The organism is Rhizobium alarense (assembly GCF_021555155.1).
In the GTDB taxonomy this organism is placed as follows: Bacteria; Pseudomonadota; Alphaproteobacteria; order Rhizobiales; family Rhizobiaceae; genus Rhizobium_D; species Rhizobium_D alarense.
This window is the reverse complement of the sequence record NZ_JAKGBU010000027.1, coordinates 22,303-45,914: the sequence shown is the minus strand read 5'-3', so window position 1 is coordinate 45,914 and position 23,612 is coordinate 22,303. Positions and strand designations below refer to the sequence as shown.

The 23,612-nt window shown below is 64.6% G+C and carries 25 protein-coding genes; 18 read left to right on the top strand and 7 right to left on the bottom strand.

The features are described from left to right. Nucleotides 1–15: 15 nt before the first annotated feature. From LXM94_RS10730 to LXM94_RS10720, 3 genes are read right to left on the bottom strand one after another with little or no spacing between them, the layout of a single operon-like run. Entirely contained in the window at nucleotides 16–429 is a 414-nt protein-coding gene (locus tag LXM94_RS10730; RefSeq protein ID WP_235771256.1) for a cupin domain-containing protein, read from the bottom strand. Between the two features lie 28 nt (nucleotides 430–457). Then, on the bottom strand, nucleotides 458–1,300 hold the full coding sequence (locus tag LXM94_RS10725) for a phosphoenolpyruvate hydrolase family protein (RefSeq protein WP_235771255.1): 843 nt from the start codon (nucleotides 1,298–1,300) through the stop codon (nucleotides 458–460). An 11-nt stretch (nucleotides 1,301–1,311) separates the two neighbouring features. After that, nucleotides 1,312–2,508 (bottom strand): Tm-1-like ATP-binding domain-containing protein, encoded by a 1,197-nt coding sequence (locus tag LXM94_RS10720; protein WP_235771253.1) that lies wholly within the window; start codon nucleotides 2,506–2,508, stop codon nucleotides 1,312–1,314. Nucleotides 2,509–2,611: 103 nt separating this feature from the next. On the opposite strand from LXM94_RS10720, the gene LXM94_RS10715 reads away from it, so the two are divergent. The 8 genes from LXM94_RS10715 (at nucleotide 2,612) to LXM94_RS10680 (ending at nucleotide 10,057) form a co-directional block, all read left to right on the top strand. After that, the gene (locus LXM94_RS10715; protein ID WP_235771252.1) at nucleotides 2,612–3,244 is read left to right on the top strand and encodes a TetR/AcrR family transcriptional regulator; all 633 of its coding nucleotides are present in this window, start codon (nucleotides 2,612–2,614) and stop codon (nucleotides 3,242–3,244) included. A 371-nt stretch (nucleotides 3,245–3,615) separates the two neighbouring features. Beyond that, nucleotides 3,616–4,926: an extracellular solute-binding protein gene (locus LXM94_RS10710; protein WP_235771251.1), complete on the top strand. Its 1,311-nt coding sequence runs from the start codon at nucleotides 3,616–3,618 to the stop codon at nucleotides 4,924–4,926. A 166-nt stretch (nucleotides 4,927–5,092) separates the two neighbouring features. Then, nucleotides 5,093–5,983, top strand: a complete 891-nt coding sequence (locus LXM94_RS10705) for a carbohydrate ABC transporter permease (protein ID WP_408015621.1) — start codon at nucleotides 5,093–5,095, stop codon at nucleotides 5,981–5,983. Between the two features lies 1 nt (nucleotide 5,984). Next, nucleotides 5,985–6,944: a carbohydrate ABC transporter permease gene (locus LXM94_RS10700; protein WP_235771249.1), complete on the top strand. Its 960-nt coding sequence runs from the start codon at nucleotides 5,985–5,987 to the stop codon at nucleotides 6,942–6,944. Beyond that, the gene (locus LXM94_RS10695) at nucleotides 6,941–7,144 is read left to right on the top strand and encodes a hypothetical protein (RefSeq protein ID WP_235771248.1); all 204 of its coding nucleotides are present in this window, start codon (nucleotides 6,941–6,943) and stop codon (nucleotides 7,142–7,144) included. The genes LXM94_RS10700 and LXM94_RS10695 overlap by 4 nt, the downstream gene beginning before the upstream one ends. Beyond that, nucleotides 7,141–8,250: an ABC transporter ATP-binding protein gene (locus LXM94_RS10690; protein WP_235771247.1), complete on the top strand. Its 1,110-nt coding sequence runs from the start codon at nucleotides 7,141–7,143 to the stop codon at nucleotides 8,248–8,250. The genes LXM94_RS10695 and LXM94_RS10690 overlap by 4 nt, the downstream gene beginning before the upstream one ends. Beyond that, the gene (locus tag LXM94_RS10685) at nucleotides 8,250–9,326 is read left to right on the top strand and encodes an ABC transporter ATP-binding protein (RefSeq protein WP_235771246.1); all 1,077 of its coding nucleotides are present in this window, start codon (nucleotides 8,250–8,252) and stop codon (nucleotides 9,324–9,326) included. The genes LXM94_RS10690 and LXM94_RS10685 overlap by 1 nt, the downstream gene beginning before the upstream one ends. Before the next feature lie 71 nt (nucleotides 9,327–9,397). Further along, nucleotides 9,398–10,057 (top strand): glutathione S-transferase family protein, encoded by a 660-nt coding sequence (locus LXM94_RS10680; protein ID WP_235771245.1) that lies wholly within the window; start codon nucleotides 9,398–9,400, stop codon nucleotides 10,055–10,057. A gap of 14 nt (nucleotides 10,058–10,071) precedes the next feature. On the opposite strand, the gene LXM94_RS10675 is transcribed toward LXM94_RS10680, so the two are convergent. Genes LXM94_RS10675 through LXM94_RS10660 form a run of 4 tightly spaced genes read right to left on the bottom strand, consistent with a single transcriptional unit; the run spans nucleotide 10,072 to nucleotide 13,878 of the window. After that, nucleotides 10,072–11,046, bottom strand: coding sequence for a hydroxyacid dehydrogenase (locus tag LXM94_RS10675; protein WP_235771243.1), 975 nt, complete (start codon nucleotides 11,044–11,046; stop codon nucleotides 10,072–10,074). A 21-nt stretch (nucleotides 11,047–11,067) separates the two neighbouring features. Then, entirely contained in the window at nucleotides 11,068–11,760 is a 693-nt protein-coding gene (locus LXM94_RS10670; protein ID WP_235771241.1) for a FadR/GntR family transcriptional regulator, read from the bottom strand. 2 nt (nucleotides 11,761–11,762) lie between these two features. Then, the gene (locus LXM94_RS10665) at nucleotides 11,763–12,932 is read right to left on the bottom strand and encodes a mandelate racemase/muconate lactonizing enzyme family protein (protein WP_235771240.1); all 1,170 of its coding nucleotides are present in this window, start codon (nucleotides 12,930–12,932) and stop codon (nucleotides 11,763–11,765) included. Between the two features lie 58 nt (nucleotides 12,933–12,990). Beyond that, nucleotides 12,991–13,878, bottom strand: a complete 888-nt coding sequence (locus LXM94_RS10660) for a sugar phosphate isomerase/epimerase family protein (RefSeq protein WP_235771238.1) — start codon at nucleotides 13,876–13,878, stop codon at nucleotides 12,991–12,993. A 350-nt stretch (nucleotides 13,879–14,228) separates the two neighbouring features. Here LXM94_RS10660 and LXM94_RS10655 point away from each other — a divergent pair, with 350 nt between their 5' ends. From LXM94_RS10655 to LXM94_RS10610, 10 genes are all read left to right on the top strand, one after another. Then, nucleotides 14,229–15,080, top strand: a complete 852-nt coding sequence (locus tag LXM94_RS10655) for a sugar phosphate isomerase/epimerase family protein (protein WP_235771236.1) — start codon at nucleotides 14,229–14,231, stop codon at nucleotides 15,078–15,080. Between the two features lie 173 nt (nucleotides 15,081–15,253). Continuing rightward, on the top strand, nucleotides 15,254–16,111 hold the full coding sequence (locus LXM94_RS10650) for a helix-turn-helix domain-containing protein (RefSeq protein WP_235771235.1): 858 nt from the start codon (nucleotides 15,254–15,256) through the stop codon (nucleotides 16,109–16,111). 116 nt (nucleotides 16,112–16,227) lie between these two features. Continuing rightward, nucleotides 16,228–16,671, top strand: coding sequence for an SRPBCC family protein (locus LXM94_RS10645; protein ID WP_235771233.1), 444 nt, complete (start codon nucleotides 16,228–16,230; stop codon nucleotides 16,669–16,671). Between the two features lie 27 nt (nucleotides 16,672–16,698). Then, nucleotides 16,699–17,499, top strand: coding sequence for an FAD binding domain-containing protein (locus LXM94_RS10640; RefSeq protein ID WP_235771231.1), 801 nt, complete (start codon nucleotides 16,699–16,701; stop codon nucleotides 17,497–17,499). Between the two features lie 134 nt (nucleotides 17,500–17,633). Further along, nucleotides 17,634–18,116, top strand: coding sequence for a (2Fe-2S)-binding protein (locus LXM94_RS10635; protein ID WP_235771230.1), 483 nt, complete (start codon nucleotides 17,634–17,636; stop codon nucleotides 18,114–18,116). Nucleotides 18,117–18,127: 11 nt separating this feature from the next. Then, a complete protein-coding gene (locus LXM94_RS26170; protein WP_329605603.1) occupies nucleotides 18,128–19,495 on the top strand; it encodes a xanthine dehydrogenase family protein molybdopterin-binding subunit in 1,368 nt (455 codons plus the stop codon). A gap of 3 nt (nucleotides 19,496–19,498) precedes the next feature. After that, a complete protein-coding gene (locus tag LXM94_RS26165; RefSeq protein WP_329605602.1) occupies nucleotides 19,499–20,506 on the top strand; it encodes a xanthine dehydrogenase family protein molybdopterin-binding subunit in 1,008 nt (335 codons plus the stop codon). Between the two features lie 8 nt (nucleotides 20,507–20,514). Beyond that, nucleotides 20,515–21,396, top strand: coding sequence for an AAA family ATPase (locus tag LXM94_RS10620; RefSeq protein WP_235771228.1), 882 nt, complete (start codon nucleotides 20,515–20,517; stop codon nucleotides 21,394–21,396). A gap of 166 nt (nucleotides 21,397–21,562) precedes the next feature. Further along, complete coding sequence (locus LXM94_RS10615; RefSeq protein WP_235771227.1) at nucleotides 21,563–22,714, top strand: vWA domain-containing protein; 1,152 nt, start codon at nucleotides 21,563–21,565, stop codon at nucleotides 22,712–22,714. Beyond that, nucleotides 22,698–23,585 (top strand): amidohydrolase family protein, encoded by an 888-nt coding sequence (locus LXM94_RS10610; protein ID WP_235771225.1) that lies wholly within the window; start codon nucleotides 22,698–22,700, stop codon nucleotides 23,583–23,585. The genes LXM94_RS10615 and LXM94_RS10610 overlap by 17 nt, the downstream gene beginning before the upstream one ends. Nucleotides 23,586–23,612 lie beyond the last annotated feature (27 nt).

Genomic DNA, 23,612 nt, shown 5'->3' with positions numbered 1-23,612 from the left:
AAACCGACGGCCCGCTCAGGGTGCGGGCGGGATCAGACGGAAGTCGGGCAGGTCGCGAAGCGCCAGCTCCGGCCCCGCCGGCGAATAGACGACGAAGAGCTGCATCGGCCCGGCGCCGGTGTTCTTCGTCGAATGATATCGGTTCTCCGGTACGTAGACGGTACAGCCGGGGCCGACCGTCCTCGTGATGGGATTGCCGGCGTCGTCCTCGACCATCTGCTCGCCCTCACCGGAGATCACGAAGATGATCTCTTCTGCGCCCGGATGGTTGTGGCGGGCATGCCCCTCGCCGCTCGGGAGGTCGACCACCCCTCCGGAAAAGCGGCTTGCCCCGTTGACCTCAGGCGCCACGGTCAATGCCAGTCTTCCCCAGTCGAAACCGAAGGCGTTGACGTCCTTCGGGTAAAGAAAATACCTGTCCTTCGCCATGAAACGGCCTCCTCCCGCATGCTTCGCCTCAGACCACAGTGCCGATGGTCAGCGACTTGAATTCCTCCGTCTGCTTGCGGATCGCCGTCTCGGCCGGCAGACGCTCCATCGAGCTCGCGCCGTAGAAGCCGTTGCAGCCGGGGCAGCGCTCTAGGATATGGCGCGCATCCTGTGGCATCGAGATCGGCCCGCCGTGGCAGAGCACGATGACATCCTTGCGGACGGAGCGCGCCGCCTTGGCGATTGCGTCGATTTCCCCGACGCAGTCATCCAGCGACTTTGCAGAGGTTGCGCCGATCGTGCCGCCGGTCGTCACGCCCATATGCGCGACGACGATATCGGCGCCGGCGGCCGTCATGTCGACGGCCTCCTGCTCGTTGAAGACATAAGGTGTCGTCAGCATGTCGAGCCGGTGCGCCGTGGCGATCATTTCCACCTCCAGGCCGTAGCCCATGCCGGTCTCCTCGAAGCTCTGTCGCATCCGGCCGTCGAAGAGGCCGATAGTCGGGAAGTTCTGCACGCCGGAAAAGCCCATCGCCTTCAGTTCACCGAGGAACTGTGGCATCAGCACGAAGGGATCGGTGCCGTTGACACCGGCGAGCACTGGAGTCCGCCTGACGACGGGCAGCACCTCGACCGCCATTTCCTTCACGATCTCGTTGGCATTGCCGTAAGCGAGCAGGCCGGCCGCCGACCCGCGACCGGCCATGCGATAGCGCCCGGAATTGTAGATGATGATGAGATCGATGCCGCCCGCCTCCTCCGCCTTGGCCGACAGCCCCGTGCCGGCGCCGCCGCCGACGATCGGCACGCCAGCCGCGACCATGCCGCGGAATTTCTCGAGGATTGTCTTGCGGGGTATGGCTGGCATCGGTGTCTCTCTCACGGGTTGGCGATGTCGCGGTAGGCAGCGGCGACGGCCTCGGCGAATGCGGGATCGTTGATGTGCAGCGGCAGCCGGACGATGTGCCGGCGGTCGGTTCGCACGACGGTCGACTCCAGCGCGTCGAACAGCGCGGCGTCGGCGACCGGATCGTGGAAGGTGCCACCCTCGATATCGAGGGCGGAGACCCCCTTTTCCGGCAGAAACAGGCGAAGCGGCCCGTTGCAGAGGTTCAGCTTTCGTCCGATCCATCGGCCGATCTCCGCGCATTCGTCCGGTGTCGTGCGCATCAGCGTGACATTCGGATTGTGCCGGTAGAAGAGACGCGAACGATATCGTCCCGGCACGGTGTCCGGCGCCCAGAAGTTGATCATGTCCAGTGCCCCGACCGAACCGACATAGGGCACGCCGCTGCGCGCGATCGCGCCGAAGCGGTCGTTCGTCGCCGGCAGCACGCCGCCGAACAGAAGGTCGCAGACCTCGGTCGTCGTGATGTCGAGCACGCCGGACAGGAGCCCGCTGTCGACAAGCTTTTCCAGGGTGCGCCCGCCGGTGCCGGTGGCATGGAAGACCATGCAGTCATGGTCGGCCCGCAGTCGCTCGACGATGGCGGTGACGCAGAGCGTCGTGACGCCGAACATGGTAAGGCCCAGGACAGGTTTCGATGCGGCCTCGGCAAGCGGGCGGCTCGCCATGGCGGTGATTGCCTGAGCGGCATGGTGAAGGATCACGCGGCTAAGACGGTTGAGGCCCGCCATGTCCGTCACCGATGGCATCATCACGATGTCGGATACGTCCACATAGGGCGCCACGTCGCCGGAGGCGAGCGTCGAGACCATGATCTTGGGAAGTCCGAGCGGCAACTGGCGCATGCCGGCGGTGATGATCGACGTGCCGCCGCCGCCGCCGATGCCGACGACGCCCGCAATGTCGTCACATGCCGGCAGGAAACGCGCGAAAGCCTCCCCCATGGCGGCGACGGCCGTACCGCGGTCATCGCCGGACAGGACAGCCGCAGCGCCTGCCGGATGTGCTGCCGCGACCATATCGGCCGAAATGTCCACCGCGACGGTCGGTCGTCGCGTGCCGATATCGATGCGCAGCGGACGACCGCCGGCCGCCACGATGGCGTCTGCCAGGTAGGCCAGTTCCTCGCCCTTCGTGTCGGCGGTGCCGACCACGTAGATCGCTTTCATCCGTCCTCCCGAACGCCATCCGGGCCTCCTGCCCGGACAACGCTCTTCCTGCAGGCCGCTTTGCGGCTCTTGCAAATTTTTGAGACGTGCGTATCATAACGATATGAATGTCTCACGTCAACAAACCGCAACCGTCGAGCGTGGGCCGCGGGCCCGCACGCGCAGGCTGATGCTCGAAACCGCGACGCGGCTGATGCAGTCCGGCATAACGCCTTCCGTCAGCGAAGTGGCCGAGGCGGCGGAAGTATCGCGCGCCACGGCATACCGCTATTTCCCGAGCCAGGCCGCCCTGGTCCACGCCGTCGTGCAGGAAGCGCTCGGCCCGATCCTCGACTGGCACTCGCAGGCGCCGGATCCCCGCACCCGCATCGCCAATCTGCTGGCAACCGCCATGCCGCGCATCGATGAGTTCGAAGCGACCTTCAAGGCAGCGCTGAAGCTCTCGCTCGACCAATGGGCCCAACGCCAGGCCGGAACGCTCGGCAACGAGCCGCGCTTTACCCGCGGCCATCGCGTCGACCTCCTGCGCAGCGTGACGGCGCCCCTGGAGGGCAAAGTGTCCGCCGAAACCCGGGAGCGGCTCGCTCAGGCGCTGTCGCTCGTCTTCGGTGTCGAGGTGCTCGTCATTCTCAAGGACATCTGGGGCCTGACCGCGGAACGGGCACAATCGGTCGCGGAATGGGCGGCTTCCACCCTTGTCGAGGCGACGGTTCGGGAAGCGGAGAGCGGAACATGACATCGGCGAACATCCGACCGAGGATGAGAATTGGTTTGACCAATTCAATTGATCGTCTTTTGCCGCGGCTATCCAGAGCGGTCGGTGTTAATCAGACTGTCGGAAAAGCAGCTCATGAAAAATCCGCGATGATTGCGGGCGTATAGGCTTTTCTGGCGGGTGTTTGGATGATTGGCCGGACAGGCGTGCGTCCTTGACGGTCGCGATATTTGGTACTACCAGATTATCGCAACGCAAAGTTCAGGCTCGATATCTGCAAGGGCGACGGGTCGAGGAGGACCTGCCGCACAAGCGACACCCGGAAGGATGTATGGGCCAAACCGGAACGCCCGCAGCAAAGCGGGTGGTGTGCATAAATGGGAGGAAACGTTATGCGCAAAACTGTGGCCGGCCTTTTGGCCGGCGTCGGCTTGATGTGGGCCTGCGGAACAACCGCGCAGGCTCAGGAACTGACGATTTTCTGGGCCGAATGGGATCCGGCCAACTACCTCCAGGAACTGGTGAACGAATACGAGGCCGAGACGGGCGTGAAGGTCACGGTCGAAACGACGCCCTGGGCCGATTTCCAGACCAAGGCTTTTACCGAGTTCAACGCGCGGGGTTCCGCCTACGACATGGTCGTCGGCGACAGCCAGTGGATCGGCGCCGCGTCCGAGGCCGGCCACTATGTCGACCTCACCGAGTTCTTCAACAAGCACAAGCTGAATGAGGTTATGGCACCGGCGACGGTCAAGTACTATGCCGAGTATCCTTCGAATTCCGGAAAGTACTGGTCGATCCCGGCCGAAGGCGATGCCGTCGGCTGGTCATATCGCAAGGACTGGTTCGAAGATCCCAAGGAAATGGAGGCGTTCAAGGCGAAATACGGCTACGACCTGGCGCCGCCGAAGGATTGGAAGCAGCTGCGCGATATCGCAGAATTCTTCCACCGTCCGGACGAGAAGCGCTACGGCATTGCGATCTACACCGACAATTCCTATGACGGTCTGGTTATGGGCGTCGAGAACGCGATCTTCTCCTTCGGCGGCGAGCTTGGCGACTATGCCAGCTACCAGGTCGACGGCATCATCAATTCGGACAAGAACGTCAAGGCGGTTGAAGCCTATCGGGAGCTCTACGGCTTCACGCCTCCTGGCTGGGCCAAGACCTTCTTCGTCGAGAACAACCAGGCGATCACCGAGAACCTGGCGGCGATGAGCATGAACTACTTCGCCTTCTTCCCGGCGCTGGTGAACGAGGCGTCGAACCCGAACGCCAAGGTCACCGGCTTCTTCGCCAACCCGGCCGGTCCGGACGGCGACCAGTTCGCAGCCCTCGGCGGCCAGGGCATTTCGATCGTCTCCTATTCTGAGAACCAGGAAGAGGCGATGAAATTCCTCGAATGGTTCGTCAAGGACGAGACCCAGAAGCGCTGGGCCGAACTCGGCGGCTATACCGCAAGCGCCAAGGTGCTGGAATCGGAAGAGTTCCAGAACGCGACGCCGTATAACAAGGCCTTCTACGAGACGATGTTCAAGGTGAAGGACTTCTGGGCGACGCCGGAATATGCCGAGCTGCTGATCCAGATGAACCAGCGCATCTATCCTTACATCACCGCCGGCGAAGGCACGGCGAAGGAAGCGCTCGACGCACTGGCTGCAGACTGGAACGCCACGTTCGAGAAATACGGGCGCAAAAAGTAGTCCCCCTGGAGAGGGGGCCCGCGTCCCCTCTCCTTTTCATTCGGCATCCGTGCCCGCCGGCGCGGTTCGAGCGGGCGCGACGCTCGGCATTCACATCGCGCATCGGTATGCTTTCCGGCATCCGGCGCCGAATTCTCGGAGGAGGAGAGTATTGGCTACCGCAGTCATGGCATCGCTGGACGCGAAGTCGCGTGCCGCATCCCGCGGCATGAGCGATATCCGGATCCGCAATCTCTTCATCATCCCGACGATCCTGTTCCTGATCGTCTTCAACATCTTTCCGCTGATCTATTCGCTCGGCTATTCCTTCACCGACTTCAGGGCCTCGTCCAGCGCGCCGGCAAACTTCGTCGGGTTGCAAAACTATCGCGAACTCCTGAACGACCCCTTCATCTGGTCGAACTTCGCGATCACGGCGAAATACGTCATCGTTTCGGTTGCCGGCCAGGTGATCGTCGGCTTCGGCACGGCGATGCTGCTCAACCGTGACATTCCGCTGAAAGGCTTGCTGACGACGCTTCTGCTGCTGCCGATGATGCTCTCGATGGCGGTCGTCGGCCTCTTTTGGAAGCTGCTCTATGATCCGTCCTTCGGCATCATCAACTATACGCTCGGCCTTGGCTCCTTCGAGTGGCTGTCGAATCCGGACATGGCGCTTTATGCCGTTGCGATCACCGATATCTGGATGTGGTCGCCCTTCGTGATGCTGCTGTCGCTCGCCGGCCTCTCCGCCGTGCCGAAGCACCTCTATGAGGCGGCGGCGATCGACCGGGCGGGCCCGTTCTACACCTTCTTCCGCATCACGTTGCCGCTGGTGGCGCCGATCCTGATGATCGCGATCATCTTCCGCACCATGGAGGCCTTCAAGACCTTCGACCTCGCCTACATCCTGACCAGCCAGCCGACGACCGAGGTGATCTCGATCCGGCTCTACAAGATGGCCTTCCAGGAATGGCAGACGGGGCGCTCCTGCGCGCTCGCCTACATCGTTCTGATCATGGTGCTCGCCATCACCAACATCTACGTGAAATACCTGAACAAAGTGAAGGAGCGCTGAGATGGCGGCCGTTCAGACCCGCTCCGAGCGCGCGCTCAACAAGGTGGCGATCGCCGCCGTGCTGGTCATCACGCTGATCTTCCTCGCACCGATCTACTGGATCACCTCGACGGCCTTCAAGCCGCGCAACCTCGCCACCACGATCCCGCCGACCGTCCTCTTCGAGCCTGACGTTTCGCCGTTCGTAAAGCTTTTCACCAAGCGCTCGCAGCTACGCGAGCCACCGACGCCCGAGGAATATGCGGCCGCCCCCTGGTGGGAGCGCATGGTGTTCGACGGCGGCGAGAAGGTCGTGCGCTCCGGCCGCGGCGAGGTGCAGCCTTCCGGCTATCAGAACCGCTTCATGAACTCCCTGATTGTGGCGATCACCTCAACGGTGCTTGCGGTCGGCATGGGAACCTTCACAGCCTACGGCTTCTCGCGCTTCAAGGTGAAGGGGGAGGCGGACCTGCTCTTCTTCATCCTGTCGACGCGCATGCTGCCGCCCGTCGTCGTGGCGATCCCGATGTTCCTCATGTACCGCGTCGTCGGCCTGAACGACACGCACTGGGGCCTGATCATTCTCTACACCGCCTTCAACCTCTCCTTTTCGGTCTGGCTGATGAAGGGCTTCATCGACGAGATCCCGAAGGAATATGAGGAGGCGGCGCTCGTGGATGGCTACACGCGCATGGAGGCCTTCTTCAAGATCGTCATTCCGGAAGCCGCAACCGGCATCGCCGCGACCGCCGTCTTCTGCTTCATCACAGCCTGGAACGAATATGCCTTCGCGCTGATCATGACGAACCGGCGCGCGCAGACGGCGCCACCCTTCATCCCGAGCCAGGTCGGCTCCGGCCTGCCGGACTGGACGGTGATTGCCGCGGGCACGTTCCTGTTCCTGCTGCCGGTTGCGATCTTCACCTTCCTGCTCAGGAACCATCTCCTGCGCGGTATGAGCTTCGGGGCGATCCGCAAATGACCTTCCGCACCCTGAACCAGAAATATCTCGAACCCGGTTCGCAGTTGCTGATGATCCTCGGCATCATCGCGCTCTGCCAGCCCTGGAACTTCTTTCTCCACCGCTACGGGCTGACGATGACGCTCGTCGGGCTGATCGCCTTCATGGTGACCACCAAGATCCCGCGGGAAGAGAAACAAGACGAAGGCATCACTTCATGACGCAGATCGAACTTCGCGGCATCCAGAAATATTTCGGCGCCGTCCAGGTTATCAAGGACCTCAATCTCGCCATCGCCGACAACGAGTTCATCGTGCTGCTCGGACAATCGGGCTGCGGCAAGACGACGACGCTGCGCGCGGTCGCAGGCCTCGAGACGATCGACGAGGGCGACATCCTGATCGACGGACAGCCGGTGCAGCATATGAAGGCGTCGGACCGCGACATCGCCATGGTGTTCCAGTCGTTCTCGCTCTACCCGCACATGACGGTCTATGAGAACATCGCCTTTCCGCTCCGCGCCACCCGAATGAGCCGGAGCGGCGTCGACAATGCCGTGTGCGAGATGGCGCGGGTGCTACGCATTTCCGATCTGCTTGACCGCAAACCGTCGGCGCTTTCGGGTGGCGACATGCAGCGCGTGGCGATCGGCCGCGCGCTCGTGCGCAAGCCCAAGGCCATGCTGATGGACGAGCCGATCGGTGCGCTCGACGCGAAGCTGCGCGAGGAGATGCGGGCCGAGATCAAGCGGCTGCACATCAAGCAGGGTTCGACGACCATCTACGTGACGCATGACCAGGTTGAGGCCATGTCGCTTGCCGATCGGATCGTCATCATGCACGAGGGCAGCCTGCAACAGGTCGGCACGCCGGAACAAGTGTACTCACAGCCTGCCAACATCTTCGTCGCGCAATTCGTCGGAAGCCCCGTGATGAATGTAGCCGAGGCAAGCGTCCGCGAGGAGGCGGGGCACGTTCGTGTGGAACTCAAGGGCGCGCAAAGGGCTTTCGACTTTCCGGCCGAACTTGCCGGCCGGCTGCCTTCCGCAAAGGGCGAGAACGACAATCTCACGCTCGGCGTACGACCGGAGGGCGTCATCGTCGTGCGCGAGGCCCGCGACGGCTTCATGCCGGTCGAGGCGCATATCATCGAACCGCTCGGCTCGCATGACATCGTCGACCTCAAGGTGGGCGAGCAGATGCTGCGGGCCCGCACCAAGAGCGGCTTCGTGCCGCGGGCCGGCGACACCGTCTGGGCGCGCATCGACCCCGCCCAGGCGCATTTCTTCAACACGGCGACCGGTTCGTCGCTCGGGATCCGACTCTGATGGCGCATATCGAACTCAAGGGTATCACCAAGACCTTCGGCCAGCACACTGCACTGAGGAATCTTGATCTCGAAATCGCCGACGGCGAGTTCTTCGTGCTGCTCGGTCAGACGGGCGCCGGCAAGACGACGACGCTGAGACTGATCGCCGGCTTGGAAAGGCCAACCGGCGGACGGATCCTCGTCGACGGCCAGGATGTCGCCGACTGGGGCGCGGCGGAACGTGATGTGGCACTCGTTCTCCAGCAATATTCGCTCTATCCGCGTTATACGGTCCGCGAGAACCTGGAATTTCCGCTGAAATCCCACATCCGGCGTGTCGAGCCGGCCGAGATCAAGGAACGTGTCGACCGGGTTGCCAAAACTTTGCGCATCGAGCACCTGCTCGACCGCAAGACGGACCGGCTGTCGGGCGGCGAGATGCAGCGCGTCTCGATCGGTCGCGCCATCGTGCGCAAGCCACGTGTCTTCCTGATGGACGAGCCGCTCTCGGCGCTCGACGCGAAGCTGCGCGAGGCGTTGCGCACGGAGCTGAAAAACCTGCAGATGAACCTCGGCGCAACCTTTCTCTTCGTCACCCACGACCAGATCGAGGCGATGTCGATGGGCGACAAGATCGGCGTGCTCAACAACGGCCATCTCGTTCAGACCGGCACGCCGCAGGAAATCTATCGCAATCCGAGGAACACCTTTGTCGCGCGCGCCGTCGGCTCGCCGCCGATGAACCTGATCCCCGGAAAACTCGCCGGAAACGAGGCCGTCGCCGACGAAGGGTACCGCCTGCCGCTTGCAAGCGGCCATGGTGCTGTGACGGACGGGCGGTCCCTCACCTTCGGCATTCGCCCCGAGGACCTCGTTCTCGAAAGCGGCGCGCCGGGCGAGGCCCGGGTGCACGACGTGGAGAATCATGGCGTCGAGAAGATCGTGACGCTTCGCGCCGGCGGAACCGTGCTGCAGGCGACGATGTCGGCCGGGACCAATCTCAAGATCGACGATACCGTGCGCTTCTCCTGGAACCCGGAGAATGTCCTGCTCTTCGACGGCGGCAGCGGCATCAGCCTGCGCCATGCCAGCTAATGTTCGCAAAGCTGATTGCATTTTGCAATCGGATATGAGAAAAGGCCCCCGTATCACATGTGGAGGCCGCGATGAAACCTGTTCTCTACGCCCACCCCTTCTCGTCCTATTGTCAGAAGACATTGATCGCGCTCTACGAGAACGGGACCGACTTCGACTATCGCCTGCTCGACCACAACGAGCCCGAGACACTCGCCGATTTCGAGGCGCGCTGGCCGGTCAAGCGCTTCCCGATCCTCGTGGACGGCGACCGGACGATTCTCGAAGCCTCCATCGTCATCGAATATCTCGGCCGGCACTATCCCGGTCCCGTGAAACTCATACCCGACGACCCGGAGGCCGCGATCGAGGTCCGCATGCTCGACCGGGTCTTCGACAACTACGTGTCGACTCCGCAGCAGAGGATCGTCTTCAACGCCATCCGGCCCGAAACCGACCGCGACCCTTACGGCGACCAGGAGGCACGGGGCATGCTCGAGCGCGCCTATGCCTGGCTAGAGGGATATCTCGAAGGGCGGACATGGGCGGTTGGAGATACCTTCACCCTCGCCGACTGCGCCGCCGCCCCGTCGCTCTTCTATGCCGACTGGACGCATCGGATCGATGCGGCTTTCGGCAACCTGCATGCCTACCGCAAGCGCCTGCTGCAAAGACCGTCCTTCGCACGCGCCGTCGACGAGGCCCGACCCTATCGGCAATACTTTCCGCTCGGCGCTCCGGATCGCGACTGACGCCGCAAACAGGGTTATGCGGGGAATCGCCGGCGATAATGCTCGACCACATCCGGGTTGCGCAGGTTGACCGGCAGCCCGCCGTTCAGAATCCGGACCGCCTCCGCCGCCGCCCCCGTGCCCATGCGCATCATGCTTTCCTCCGTGAGGCCGGCGAGGTGCGGGGTGACAATGACATTGTCGAAGCCGAAATAGGGATGATCCGCCAGCAGCGGCTGGGTCGAGAACACGTCCAGTGCAGCACCGCCAAGCCGTGCCTCCTGCAACGCCTCGATCAGGGCTGCGTCATCGACGACGGGGCCGCGCGAGACATTGACGAGGATCGCCCCCGGCTTCATGCGCGCGATGCGCTCCCGGTTGAGCAGGCCCGTCGTTTCCGGCGTCAACGGACAACAGAGCACGACGATGTCGGCGGCTGCAACGAGATCGTCGAGGGCAAGAAAGCGCGCGCCTTCCGGCAGGCTTCCCGGCGAGCGGGAGTTGGCGACGACTTCCATGCCGAAACCGTGTCTGGCGATGCGGAAGATCGCCGTGCCGACATTGCCCATGCCGACGATGCCGATCGTGCGGCCGCCGAGATCCATCGCGCGGTCGGAATGCGCCCGCCCGGCCGTCCAGCCCTTTGTCCGAAGGTCGCGATCCATCGGCCGGAATTGCCGCAACAAGGCGAGCGTAACCATGAAGACGTGTTCCGCGACCGTCGGCGCATTGACGGCCGGCACGTTGGCGACGAGCACGCCGGCCCGCGTCGCCGCGTCGATCGGGATCATGTCGAGCCCGGCGCCGTGGCGGATCGCGGCGCGGAGGTTTGGGGCGTCGTCGAAGAAGGCGGGCGGGATTGGCGCGCGCACGATCAGGATTTCCACCCCGCGCCCTTCGTCAAGCAGCGTTTCGGGATCGGGACTGGACGCGATGCGCAGCTCGCCGGCAGCCTTCAGCATGGCCTCGGCCTCCGGATGCAGGGCATGCGTCGAAAAGATGAAGCTCATCGGCCCTCCCCGCCGGTTCGCCTATTCGGCTGCCGTCGCCGGTCCGCCGATCAGGCCCTTCCAGTAGCTCTCGGCCCCTTGCAGATGCGCGTTCATCAGTGCCTGGGCGAGATTGCCGTCGCGGGCGAGCAGCGCCTCGTAGATGCGAATGTGCTCCTCATGCGAGCGCCGGCTGCGCGCGACGTCGCCGAAATAGATCGGCAGGCGCTGTTCGCCCATCGTGTAATAGACGCTGCAGACCCGGTGGAAGACGCTGTTCTTCGTCGCCCGCACGATCTCCAGATGGAAATCGCGGTCCTCGCGGGCCAGCCCCTCGCCGGCAGAAATCTTTGCCTCTGATATGGCGAGAATCTCCCGCAGCCGCTCGTAGTTCTCCTCGGTCGCGCGCAGGCAGGCGAGTTCCGCCGCCTTGATCTCGTGAATCTTGCGCAGTTCCACGGTCTCGTAGATCAGGATCGGATCGAGCGGCACGCCGGCGCGCGCGAAAAGCGCCATTGCCTCCACGCTCGCTTCGGTCTTCGTCAGGTAGATGCCGGATTTCGCCCGGCGCTCGACGATGCGCATTGCCTCGAGGATCGCCAGCGCCTCGCGGATCTGGCCGCGGCTGACCGTGAAATGTTCGGCAAGTTCCCGTTCCGAAGGCGTGCGACCGTTGTCGCTCGAATGCGAAAAGAGATAGGCCGCCAGGTCGGAGAGCAGGGAGTTTTCTTTCATCGTCACACTCTTCGCGCGTGAGCCTCCAGAACCCGCTCGTCGATCGTGAATCCGAGGCCGGGTTTTTCAGGAATCGCTATCATACCGTCCGAAACGGACACTGTCTCCTCGACGAGGTCATGGATCATCGGGTTCGCGCCGAGCGAATATTCGATGACGAAACTGGAAGGCGCGGCCGCGCAGAGATGCAGCCCGGAGAAGAAGCAGGGCGCGCCGGCCCACAGATGCGGCGCGAAACGCAGGTTGAAGGCACTGGCGAGCGCCGCAATGCGCATCGCCTCGGTGATCCCGCCGCAAAAGGCCGGATCGGGCTGGAATATATCCACCGCGCGCTGCATGGCAAGGTCGCGAAAGGCAAAGCGCGTCGCCTCGCTTTCGCCGGCCGCGATCGGCACGTTGCCGGCCGCCCGCACCTCCGCCATGCCTAGCTTGTCGTCGGCGATGACCGGTTCCTCGAACCAGGCGAGATCGCAATCGGCGACGAGCTGGATGAAGCGTTTCGCATCGGCCACCGTATAGGTCCCGTGCGCATCGACCATCAGGTCGACGCCGGACCCCAGCGCCCTGCGCGCCGCCCTGACGCGGGCCGCAGAGACCGGCGGCGCGCCGTCCATGGCGCCGACCCGCATCTTCACCGACCGGAAGCCGCCGGCCGCGATATAGGACTGAAGCTGGTCGCCGATCTTCTCGGCATTCTCCCAGCCGCCCGAGGCATAGGCCGGCAACCGGTCCGCCTTGCGGCCGCCCAAGAGCTTCCAGACCGGCACGCCCAGCGACTTGCCGAGGATGTCCCAGAGCGCGATGTCGACGGCGCTGATCGCGGCGACCGAAAGACCGCGCCGCGACAGTTCCGGCATGGCATGGCCGGACGAGGCCGCCGTCTCGTGGCGCACGCCGTTATAGAGCATCTCCCAGATCGCCGAGATGTCCGCCGGATCGCGGCCGATCAGCTTCGGCCCCACCTCGTGGTTCAGCATGTGCACCAGCGTGCCGTAGGTGCCGGCGCTGCCGGCGGCATTCTTGCCCTCGCCCCAGCCGACGATGCCGTCATCCGTCTCGATGCGCAGGATCGCGGCGTCGAAGGTGGTCAGCCGTCCGAAGTCGCTGCGGTGCTGGCGGTTCGCCTCGATGGGGATGCTGACCCACCAGGCCTCTACTGTCTTGATGCGCATGTCTCGGATCCCCCGCCCTACGGCCGACCGGCCGCAAGGTGATGCTGTTCGCCCGGCCTCACTTGATCAGCGGCAGGATGGTTTCGGCGGTGATGCGCATCTGGTCGTCGTAGAATTTCTCCGTCAGCAGGCTCGATCCGTGATCCTGGATGAACTTCAACTGCTCGGGTGGAATATCGACCGGGTTGCGCTCGACCATGTCCGGATATTTGGCGGCCGGCGTGCGGTCGACGGGCGCCACGAACTCGTTGGTAACGGCGCCGTCGTAGCCGATCTCCTTCAGCGTGCCGATGATCTTCGGCCAGTCGAGCTGGCCGAGGCCGGCAGCGAAGCGGTTGTTGTCGGCGACGTGGAAATCGAACAGGCGCTTTCCGGCAAGCCGGATCGCATCATACATGTCCTCTTCCTCGATATTGAGGTGGAAGGCATCGAGGCAGACGCCACATTCGGGGCTGACCGCATCGGCAAGCGCCAATGCCTGGGCCGCGCGGTTGAAGAAATAGGTCTCGAAACGGTTGAGCGGCTCGACGGCGATGCGCACACCCCTTTTCTGGGCATGGGCGAAGCACTCCCTGGTGGCGTCCACCACCCATTTCCATTCTTCCTCCTCCGTCCCGTCCGGAACGACCTTGCCGACGGTTGCCGGCACCAGAGTGATGATCTCGCCTTCCAGTTCGCTCACCATGGTGATGACGCTCTTGACGTAATCGACCGACTTCGCCCGCTGGCCCTCGTCCTTCGCCGCAAGATTGCGCTCGCCGAGCGTCAGCGTCACCGCGCCCCAGCAGCGGATGCCGTGCTCCTTCAAGAGCGCGCGCGTCTCCTTGACGTCATATTGCGTCGGCTCGCCGGAGATCTCGATGCTCTCGTAGCCATATTTCTTGATGCGCTTCAGCGTGACGGCGAGCGGCTCTGCCCGCATCCAGTTGTGCGTCGAAAGATGCATGAACGTCCTCCCAGACTGTTGCGGCGCCTGCACATGCGCGAATGACCGTGCAGGGCCTCCTGCTTGTCGCCTCTCCAACCGCCATAGGGCAATCTGGTTTGGCCAATTGTCGTTGCCTTAAGCTCTAGCGCAATTCAACCCGCCTCGCAAGACAGGTGCGCCTATCCGTATTTTTCTTCATTTTCCGCCATTTATCCGAGAGTATGAGATTGTCTCGGACGACTCTGCTCGCACCACGTAAGCGGCACTGGCTTGACCAGATGCTCAGATTTGGTATGACCAGATTGCGGCAATCGTGGAGGAGACGGTTCGCCGCATCAAGGCCCGACAGAGGCCGCAGGGAGGACAGGATGAAGATCGGCATGTGCATGTTTCTCTGGACGACCAGCGTCGGACGGAAGCACGAAAAGCTGTTGCGCGACATCAGGCAAACCGGCTTCGACGGCGTCGAGATCCCGATCTTCGAGGGCACGCCCGACGATTATCGCCGGCTCGGCGACCTGCTCGACCGGATCGGCCTGGAGCGCACCGCCGTCTCCGCCATGGGCGACCCTGCGATGAACCTGATCTCGCCGGATACGGCAACGCGCAGGCGCGGCATCGACTACATGAAATGGGCGATCGACTGCGCCGAGGCTCTCGGTGCCGACACGCTGAGCGGTCCGCTGCATTCGACGCTCGGCCAGTTCTCCGGCAACGGCCCGACAGCTGCGGAACTGAAACGCTCGGTCTCCTCGCAGCGCGCCATCGGCGACCATGCCGGCAAGCACGGCGTGACCATCGGGCTCGAGGCGCTGAACCGCTTCGAGTGTTATCTCTTCAACACGATGGACGACCTTGCCGCGCATATCGACGCGGTCGGCCACCCGAACATCCGCGCCATGTACGACACGTTTCACAGCAATATCGAGGAAGCCGATCCGATCGGCGCCTTCACCCGCAACAGGGACCGCATCGTGCATGTGCACATTTCGGAGAACGACCGCGGCGTGCCGGGGCGCGGCAATATCCCCTGGGCGGAGACGTTCCGGGCGCTGCGCGAAAACGGCTATGACGGCTGGCTGACCATCGAGGCCTTCGGCCGCGCGCTGAAGGACCTCGCGGCGGCAACCAAGGTCTGGCGCGACTTCTCCGAGACGCCGGAGGCGGTCTACCGCGACGGCTACCGCCATATCCGCGACGGCTGGCAGGCGGCGGCGTAATGGACGCCCCGCCAATCGATCAGTCTGAATATCGGCCCGGCGGCCTGCCGACCGTCGCTGCCGCAGGTCCGCTCCGGGTTGACGCCCCCGGTCGAAAGACCCAAACTCCGGTCAAGCGGATGACGGCGCGCCGGGCGCGTCGAAACGGGAGGTCTCATTCGCGGGAGGAACAGATGACGGAATCCATCAGGCTCTTTCGGGGCCCGTTCGGCCATGTTTCGCTTCTGAATGTCGGCGGCAATCTCGTCACGCACGCCCATCCGGAAATCCATATCGTGATCTGGCTTGCCGGCTGCGCCGGCAGCATGACGGTCGGCAACCGGACGCTGGTGCCCGAACCCGGCGTCGCCATCGGCATCAATTCTTTCGAGCCGCACAACCACACCTTCGACGACGGCGAGGACCCCGGCCAGTTCCTGGCCTTCTATATCGACCGGGAATGGCTGCGAGCACGGCGCGGCATGGCCGCAGGCGCGCTTGCCTTCACCGATCCGGCGATCCCGCTTCCCGGCTGGCTGGTCGATGCGGCGATGACGCTGCCCGAACGGCTCGTCGACGGCGAGGACGAGATGGTGGGCTACGAGGTCGAGCGCCTGATCGACCATGTGATGGATGCAGCCGACGCCTGCCGCCCGGCCCGCGGCTCGGAGATTGCCCGCGGCGGCCGCGACTTCCGCATCCGCAAGGCCTTAGCGCTGATGGAGGCCAATGTCGGCGAGCGCATCTGCTTCGACCAGGTGGCCCGCAGCGTCGGCCTGTCGCGCCCGCATTTCTTCGCGCTCTTCAAGGAACAAATGAGCGTGACCCCCAACGTCTACTGGAACACGCTCCGGATCGCCGAGGCGATGCGCTGTCTCCAGTCCTCCGACGAATCGATGATCTCGGTCGCCTGCAATCTCGGCTTCTCGTCGCAGGGCAATTTCTCGCGCTTCTTCCGCGAACACACCGGCGTGCCCCCGACCGTCTACCGCTCCGCCGCCAATGAAGGCCGCATGGTGCCGTCGCGCCGCGGCGCGGAGCTCTGTCGTTAAACTGTTGCGCCGTAGCGAATATCAGACGGAGCGATCAGCGCTCCAGACCGATCGATAAGCCTCGCCTTGCCGCTACCCTATCATCGTCCCATCAGGACCAGACAGGGAAGCCCATCATGCCGACAGTTACCGTTTCTTCCGTCATCGACGCCCCGATCGAAAAGGTCTGGGCGCGCATCCGCGATTTCAACGGCCTGCCTTCCTGGCATCCGCGCATGGTGAAGAGCGAGATCGAGGACGGCCGCCCGGCCGACGAGATCGGCTGTGTGCGCAAGTTCGAGCTTATCTCCGGCGCAACGCTGCGCGAGAAGCTGACCGCCTTTTCCGACGCCGAGCACTCCGTCAGCTACAGCATCCTCGAAACGCCGCAGCCGATCAGCAACCACACCGCCACGCTGACACTGAAGCGCGTGACCGACGGCGAGCGCACCTATGCCGAATGGACCGCCACCTTCGATGCGCCGGCGGCCGAGGCCGACAAGGTGGCCGAAGGCATGGGCACCAATGTCTTCCAGGGCGGCTTCAACGCGCTGAAGACCCATTTCGCCGAAAACCCCTGACGCCAAAAAACCCTGGAGGAGGATGCCATGCCCCTGACGCTTCAGACCTGTGCGACGGCGGATGCCGCGGGCGCTGCCCTTTCGTCCGACGCGGCGGCACGCTATCTCGGCGGCGGCACGCTCATCGTGCGCCACGCCAACGAGGGCGACGTCTCCTTCTCGCGCTATGTGCGCAGCACCGATCCCTCCCTTTCGGCAATCACCGTCGAAGGCGGCAGGGTAACGCTCGGCGCGTCCGTCACCATGGGCCGCATCCTTGCGGACAAGCGCCTTCACTGTCTGGCCGACGCGGCGCACGCGGTCGGCGGACCGGCGATCCGCAACATGGCGACGGTCGGCGGCAATCTCTATGCCCCCGCCCCCTATGGCGATCTGGGCGTGGCGTTGCTGGCGCTCGACGCGACGGTCGCAATCGGAGGCAAGACGCTACCGCTGGAGGACTTCCTGCGCGACCGCGACACGGTCCATGCCCGCTCCGTGCTGACGGCGGTCAGTTTCGCGCTGCCGGCAGACGGGGCGCTGCGCTTCCTCAAGGTTTCGCGCGTCAAGCCGAAGGGCGTCTCCGTCGTCACGATTGCCGCGCTTCTCGACGAGAGAAACGGAACGATCGACAGCGCCCGTATCGCCTATGGCTGCATGGCCGACCGGCCGGTGCGCGCGCCCGCGGTCGAGGCGGCACTCGCCGGCAGGCCGCGGACGGCGGACGGCATCGGCGACGCGCTTGCGGTCGCTTCGGACGGCATGGAGCCGGTGACCGATGCGATCGCCAGCGCCTGGTATCGGGCAGAGGTTCTGCCGGTGCATCTCGGCCGGTTGCTGCTCGCCTGAACGGACACCGGAACGCACTAGCGCATTTCCGGTGCAATCCGGATCACCGAAGACGCGCTAGTTCTTTGTTTTTGCCGCATTATCCGACGTCGATGCGAATGCGCATCGACTGGAAATGCTCTAGGGAGGACATAATGGCCAAGGTACCGGTTCAGTTCACGCTCAACGGCGAGGAACGGGCGGAATTCGTCGAGAGCGGCACGACGCTGCTGAAAGCGCTGCGCGAGAAGATCGGCGACATGTCGGTCAAGGGCGGCTGCCAGCAGGGCACCTGCGGAAGCTGTTCCGTGCTGATCGACGGCGAACTCCGCCTTTCCTGCCTGACACTTGCCGAAACCTGCGAGGGCGCGGCGATCGAGACGACGGCGGGGCTGGCGGAAGGCGGTGTGCTGCATCCGCTGCAGCGCGCCTTCAACGAGGGCTTCGCCACCCAGTGCGGCTTCTGCACGCCCGGCATGCTGATGGCCGCCAGGGCGCTGCTCGACAGCAACCCGCAGCCGTCGCGCGAGGATGTCGTCGATGCGCTCGCCGGCAATATCTGTCGCTGCACCGGCTACGAGCCGATCATCCAGGCGGTGCTGACCGCCGCCCGCGCCAATTCCGTCAACGCGGCCTGAGGGAGGACATGATGGACGTCCGCAAATCCTATTTCGCCGACGAGCGGAAGGACGATCTGAAGGAGATCGGCCGGCCTACTCTCCGCGTCGACGCGCTTGGCCATGTCACCGGCACGACGAGCTATTTCGCCGACCGGACCTTTCCGGGTCTGCTGCACCTGAGGATGGTCCGCAGCCCCCATCACCACGCCCGCATCCGCGGCATCGACCTGTCCGAGGCCGAGACGCATTCGGGCGTCGTGCGCATCCTGACGGCCGCCGACGTGCCGCACAATGTCTACACGATCCTCACCTTGATCCAGGTCGGGCCGGAGGACGAGACGGTGCTGGCCACCGACAAGGTGCGCTGGAAGGGCGAGGCGATCGTCGCGATCCTCGCCGACAGCGAACGCGCCGCGAGCGAAGCCGCAGCCAAGGTGAAGGTCGACTACGAGGTGCTGGAACCGGTGCTCAGCATCGACGATGCGCTGGTGCCCGGCGCGCCCATCGTCAACGAATATCACGGCCAGAACTATTATCGCTACGACAGCGGCGAGTGCCGCAAGGTGCGCTTCGGCGATGTCGAGGCGGGCTTCGCCGAGGCCGACCATATCCTCGAGGAGACCTACGGTTCAGGGCCGATCGAACATGCGCCGACCGAGACGACGGGCTGCATCGTCATGCCCGAGGGCAATGGCCGCTTCACCTGCTATACCAACACGCAGGCGATGTTCTTCACGCTCGACAACACCTCGATCATCCTCCAGATGGAGGGTGCCAAGCTGCACATGGTCGGCGGCACCGTCGGCGGCGGCTTCGGCGGCAAGGTGGACGTGACCGTCGAGCCGATCGCCATCCTCGGCGCCAAGCTGACGGGCCGCCCCGTCTCCTTCATCTACAGCCGCGAGGAGGAGATGCAGGTCTCCTCGCCCCGCGCCGCCGAAAAGCTCGTCATCAAGGACGGCGTGACGAAGGACGGCCGCATCGTCGCCCGCTACGTCAAGGCCTATATCGACGCAGGCGCCTATTCGCGCCACTCGCCCTACGGCGCGCAGAAATCGGCCGCGCATTTCCCCGGCCCCTATACGGTGCCGAATGTCTGGGTGGACAGCTACTGCGTCTACACCAACCGCACGCCATCCAGCGCCATGCGCGGCTTCGGCGTCACCATCGGCGACTTCGCGCTCGAAGTGCAGATGGACAAGCTGGCGCGGCTCGTCGGCATGGACCCGTTCGAATTCCGCTTCGTCAACGCCTATCGCGACGGCGACATGAAGGCGCACCGCCAGAAGACGGAAGGCGCGGCGCTGATCGAATGCATGCAGGAGGCCTCCAGGATCGGCCACTGGCCGGTGGCGGACAAATACATGCGGATGTCCTCCGCCGTCAGGGAGGGGTGAGCGATGACGATCCGGAAAGGCCGCGGCGTCGCGGCCGTCAACTACCCGACCGGCATGAACCTCGGCGGCGACCCGACGCAGGCGCTGGTGCATTCGACGCCAACCGGCAATTTCATGGTCTCGCTCTCCTCGGTCGATCTCGGCCAGGGGCTGAAGCAGGTCATGTCGCAGATCTGCGCCGAGACGATCGGCGTGCCGGTCGATCGCGTCATCATCGACACGGCCGATACCGATACCGGCCCGCACTGCATGGGCACGTTTGCCTCGCGCGGCACGCACCGCGCCGGCAACGCCGTGATCGAGGCGGCACGGGAAGCACGGCAGGTCATGCTGGAGGTGGCGGCGGAAGAACTGGAGACGGATGCCGCCGACCTCGACACGGACGGCGAAGGCAATATCCACGTCAAGGGCGCGCCGCAGCGCTCCATCTCGATCTTCGACACGGCGCTCGCCGCCCATTTCAAGCACGGACGGTCGATTTCCGGGCGCGGCATGTTCCTGATCCCGCGTTCCTATCCGGATACGGCGACGGGCGCGATGAAGCCCTCCACCTGCTACGCCCATGCCTGTACCGTCGCGGATGTAGAAGTGGACGACGAGACCGGCGAGGTCACCGTCAAATCCGTCAAGAACGTCTTCGAGATCGGCCGCGCGCTGAACCCGAAGATGGTGGAACAGCAGCTCGTCGGCGGCTCGTGGATGGGCATCAGCCACGCGCTTTACGAGACGACGGAGCCCTATTATCCGAGCCGCGAGCATGGCGGGCGCGACTTCAACGAATATCTGATGCCCGGCCCCGGCGATCTCGCGGAAACCGAGATCGTCGTGCTGGAGCGCCCGGCGGCGGACGGTCCCTATGGCGCCAAAGGCCCCGGCGAGATGTGCGCGAACCCGCAGATCCCGGCGATCGCCAACGCGATCTTCGACGCGGTCGGCGTGCGCATCGACACGCTGCCGATCACGCCGGAACGTATTTTGCGCGCGCTTCGACAGACCGCGGCGAGCCATTGAGCGCCGCCATGCGGGAGGGGTCGGCAAATGACGTGCTCGAGTCCCCGGAGACGGTGGCAGACCGCTTCGAGGATTGCCGCTACATTGCCGACGAGCCGCTGGCGACCGCCGTCTTTCTGGCGATCCGTCTCGGCAAGCCGCTGCTCTTGGAAGGCATGCCGGGTGTCGGCAAGACGGAGGCGGCGAAGGCCGTGGCCGAAATCCTCGGCCGCGACCTCATCCGCCTGCAATGCTACGAGGGCATCGACGCGCAGCATGCGCTCTACGAGTGGAACTACCAGCGCCAGCTTCTGGCGATCCGCCAGGCCGGCGCGGCCGACATCGACATCTATGCCGACCGCTTCCTGATCGAGCGGCCGCTGCTCCGCTCGCTGCGTCACCCGGAAAAGACCGTGCTTCTGGTCGACGAGATCGACCGTTCCGACCATGAATTCGAGGCATTGCTGCTCGAATATCTCTCGGATTTCCAGATCTCCATTCCCGAGCGCGGCACCGTGCGGGCCGCCGAGCCACCGGTCGTCATCCTCACCTCTAACCGCACGCGAGAGCTTGCCGAGGCGCTGCGTCGGCGCTGCGTCTATCACTGGATCGCCTATCCCGATTCCGAGCGTGAGGCGGCGATCATCCTAACGCGTGCGTCCGATGTCGCGGAGGCGACGGCCCTTGCGGTGGCGCGCGCCGTCAACGCCATCCGCGCCCGCCCGCTCGCCAAGCCACCCGGCATTTCGGAAGCCGTCGAATGGGCCAACGCCGCGACCGTCCTGGAAAAGGGCGGCAGCCCCTGGCCGGAAGCCTTCCGCCGGGCGATCGGCGTCCTGCTGAAGGACGAGGAGGACCTCGCCTATATGAGAAGCGAATTGCCGCCCATCCTCGAGGAGGCACTGGCATGAGCGGCCGTCCTTCCTCCCTCTTCTCCCCGGCGGGGAGACATGCCGAGCGCATGCGAGGCGATGAGGGGGTCTTTGCGGCATCTGCTCGTGGCGCTTCACGCACCCCCTCATCCGACCCTTCGGGCCACCTTCTTCCCGCAGGCGCGAAGTGAGAGGAGCCTGCATCATGCCGCTAACCCTCCTGCCCCGCGCCTGCGCCCCTTTCCTCGATTTCGTATTCGTGCTGCGCCGGAACGGTTTTGCCGTCTCGCCGGACCAGACGGAAAGCTTCCTCGCGGCCGTCACCCTGCTCGGACCCAAGAGCATGGAGCACATCCGCCGCGCGGCGATCGCAACGCTGGCGCCCTCCATCGACCGCATGGGCGCCTTCGACGCGCTCTTCCGCGCGGTCTTCCACGGGGAAACGAAAGTGGCTGCCGCCGCAAGCGAGGACGAGGAAGAAACCGTCGTCAAGGACCGGGGCGGCGCTGATGCCGGCGGCGATGCGTCGTTGCGGCAGGAGAAGGGCGGCGCGCATGCCTCGGCGATCGAGCGGCTCGCCGGGCGCGACTTCGAGACGAGCGACGACATCCTGAAGAGCTTCCGGCGACACCTGCCCGGCTCCCTGCCCCGACGCCGCGCCTTCCGACATCTGCGCACGCGGACGAAGGGAGCCGTCGATCTACGCCGCTCGATGCGCGACATCGTGCGCGCCGACGGCGATCTGGCGGTGCCGCGCCTCCGGCGACGGCAGGAGATCGCCCGCCGTCTCGTGCTGGTCATCGACATCTCAGGCTCGATGCGCGGCCATACGGACGAGTTTCTGGCGCTCGCCCATGCGGCCTGCCAGTCCGCCCCGCGCGCGGAAATCTTCACGATTGGCACGCGGCTCACCCGCATCACGCCCGCGCTTCGCCTTCGCGACCGGGACCAGGCGCTTGCCCGCGCTGCGGGCCTCGTCGACGACTGGAACGGCGGCACGCGCATCGGGCCGGCACTGAAAGCCTTTCTCGCCGTGCCGCGTTTTGCAGCACTTTCGCGCGGCGCCCTCGTCGTCATCGCCTCTGATGGCCTGGAGCGCGGCGGACACGCGGACTTCGAGGTCGCCATGCGCCGGCTCTCGGGCCTCGCGCATCGCCTGTCGCTCGCCACTCCGCTTGCCGGCGATCCGCGCTTCCGGCCCGAGACGGCGGCGCTTGCCGCCGTGCTGCAGTGGCTCGACGATCTGGTTGACGGCTCCTCGGCGGAAACGATCGCCGATTTCCTGCTCACGCTCGACTGGCCGGCGCCGAAGGCGTCGGTCGTCTGGAAGGAGAAGACCCATGCAGCCGGTCATTGACTCGCACTTTCACATCTGGCGCCGCGCCGACCAGCCATGGCTGAACGGTCCGATGGTGCCACGCATCTTCGGACCCTACGAGCCGATCCAGCGCGACTATCCGATCGAGGAATATCTGGGTGAGATCGACGGACAGGCCGTCGAGAAAGCGGTCTATGTGCAGACCAACTGGGCGAAGGCGGATTTCGAGAAGGAGGTCGCCTGGCTCAGCGAAACGGCCGCGCGCAGCGGCTGGCCGCACGCCATCGTCGGCTATGCGGATATCTCGGTCGAGGACGTGCGTCCGCAGCTCGACCGGCTGAAGGCCTATCCGCTGGTGCGCGGCGTGCGCATGCAGCTTCACTGGCACGAGGTGCCGGCCTACCGCTTCGCGCCGGGACCCGAGCAGGTGCTGGATGCAAACGTCTGCAGGAACATCGCCCGGCTCAGGGACTACGGCTTCTCCTTCGATCTCCAGCTCTTCCCGGCCCAGATGAAGAACGGCGCGGCGCTCGTCGCGGAAAACCCGGAGACTGATTTCATCCTCACCCATTGCGGCATGCTGACGGACGATGCGCCGGAAACCGTGGCGGCGTGGAAGGCGGGCCTCTCGCATTTTTCCGGACTGCCGAATTTCTACGCCAAGCTTTCCGGCCTCGGCACCTTTATTCACCGCAACGACCCCGCGCTCATTGCGCTCATCGTCGACAATGCCGTGGAAATCCTCGGCAGCAACCGCCTGATGTTCGGCTCCAACTTTCCGATCGAAAAGCTCTGGACCGACTTTCCTTCGGTGCTCTCGGCGCATCGCGCTGCAGCCGAAGGGCATGGGCCGGAGGCCGCCCGGGAGATGCTGCACGATACCGCCGCGCGCGTTTACCGTCCGGCATGAAAAACCCATCCCGGCGGAACCGGGATG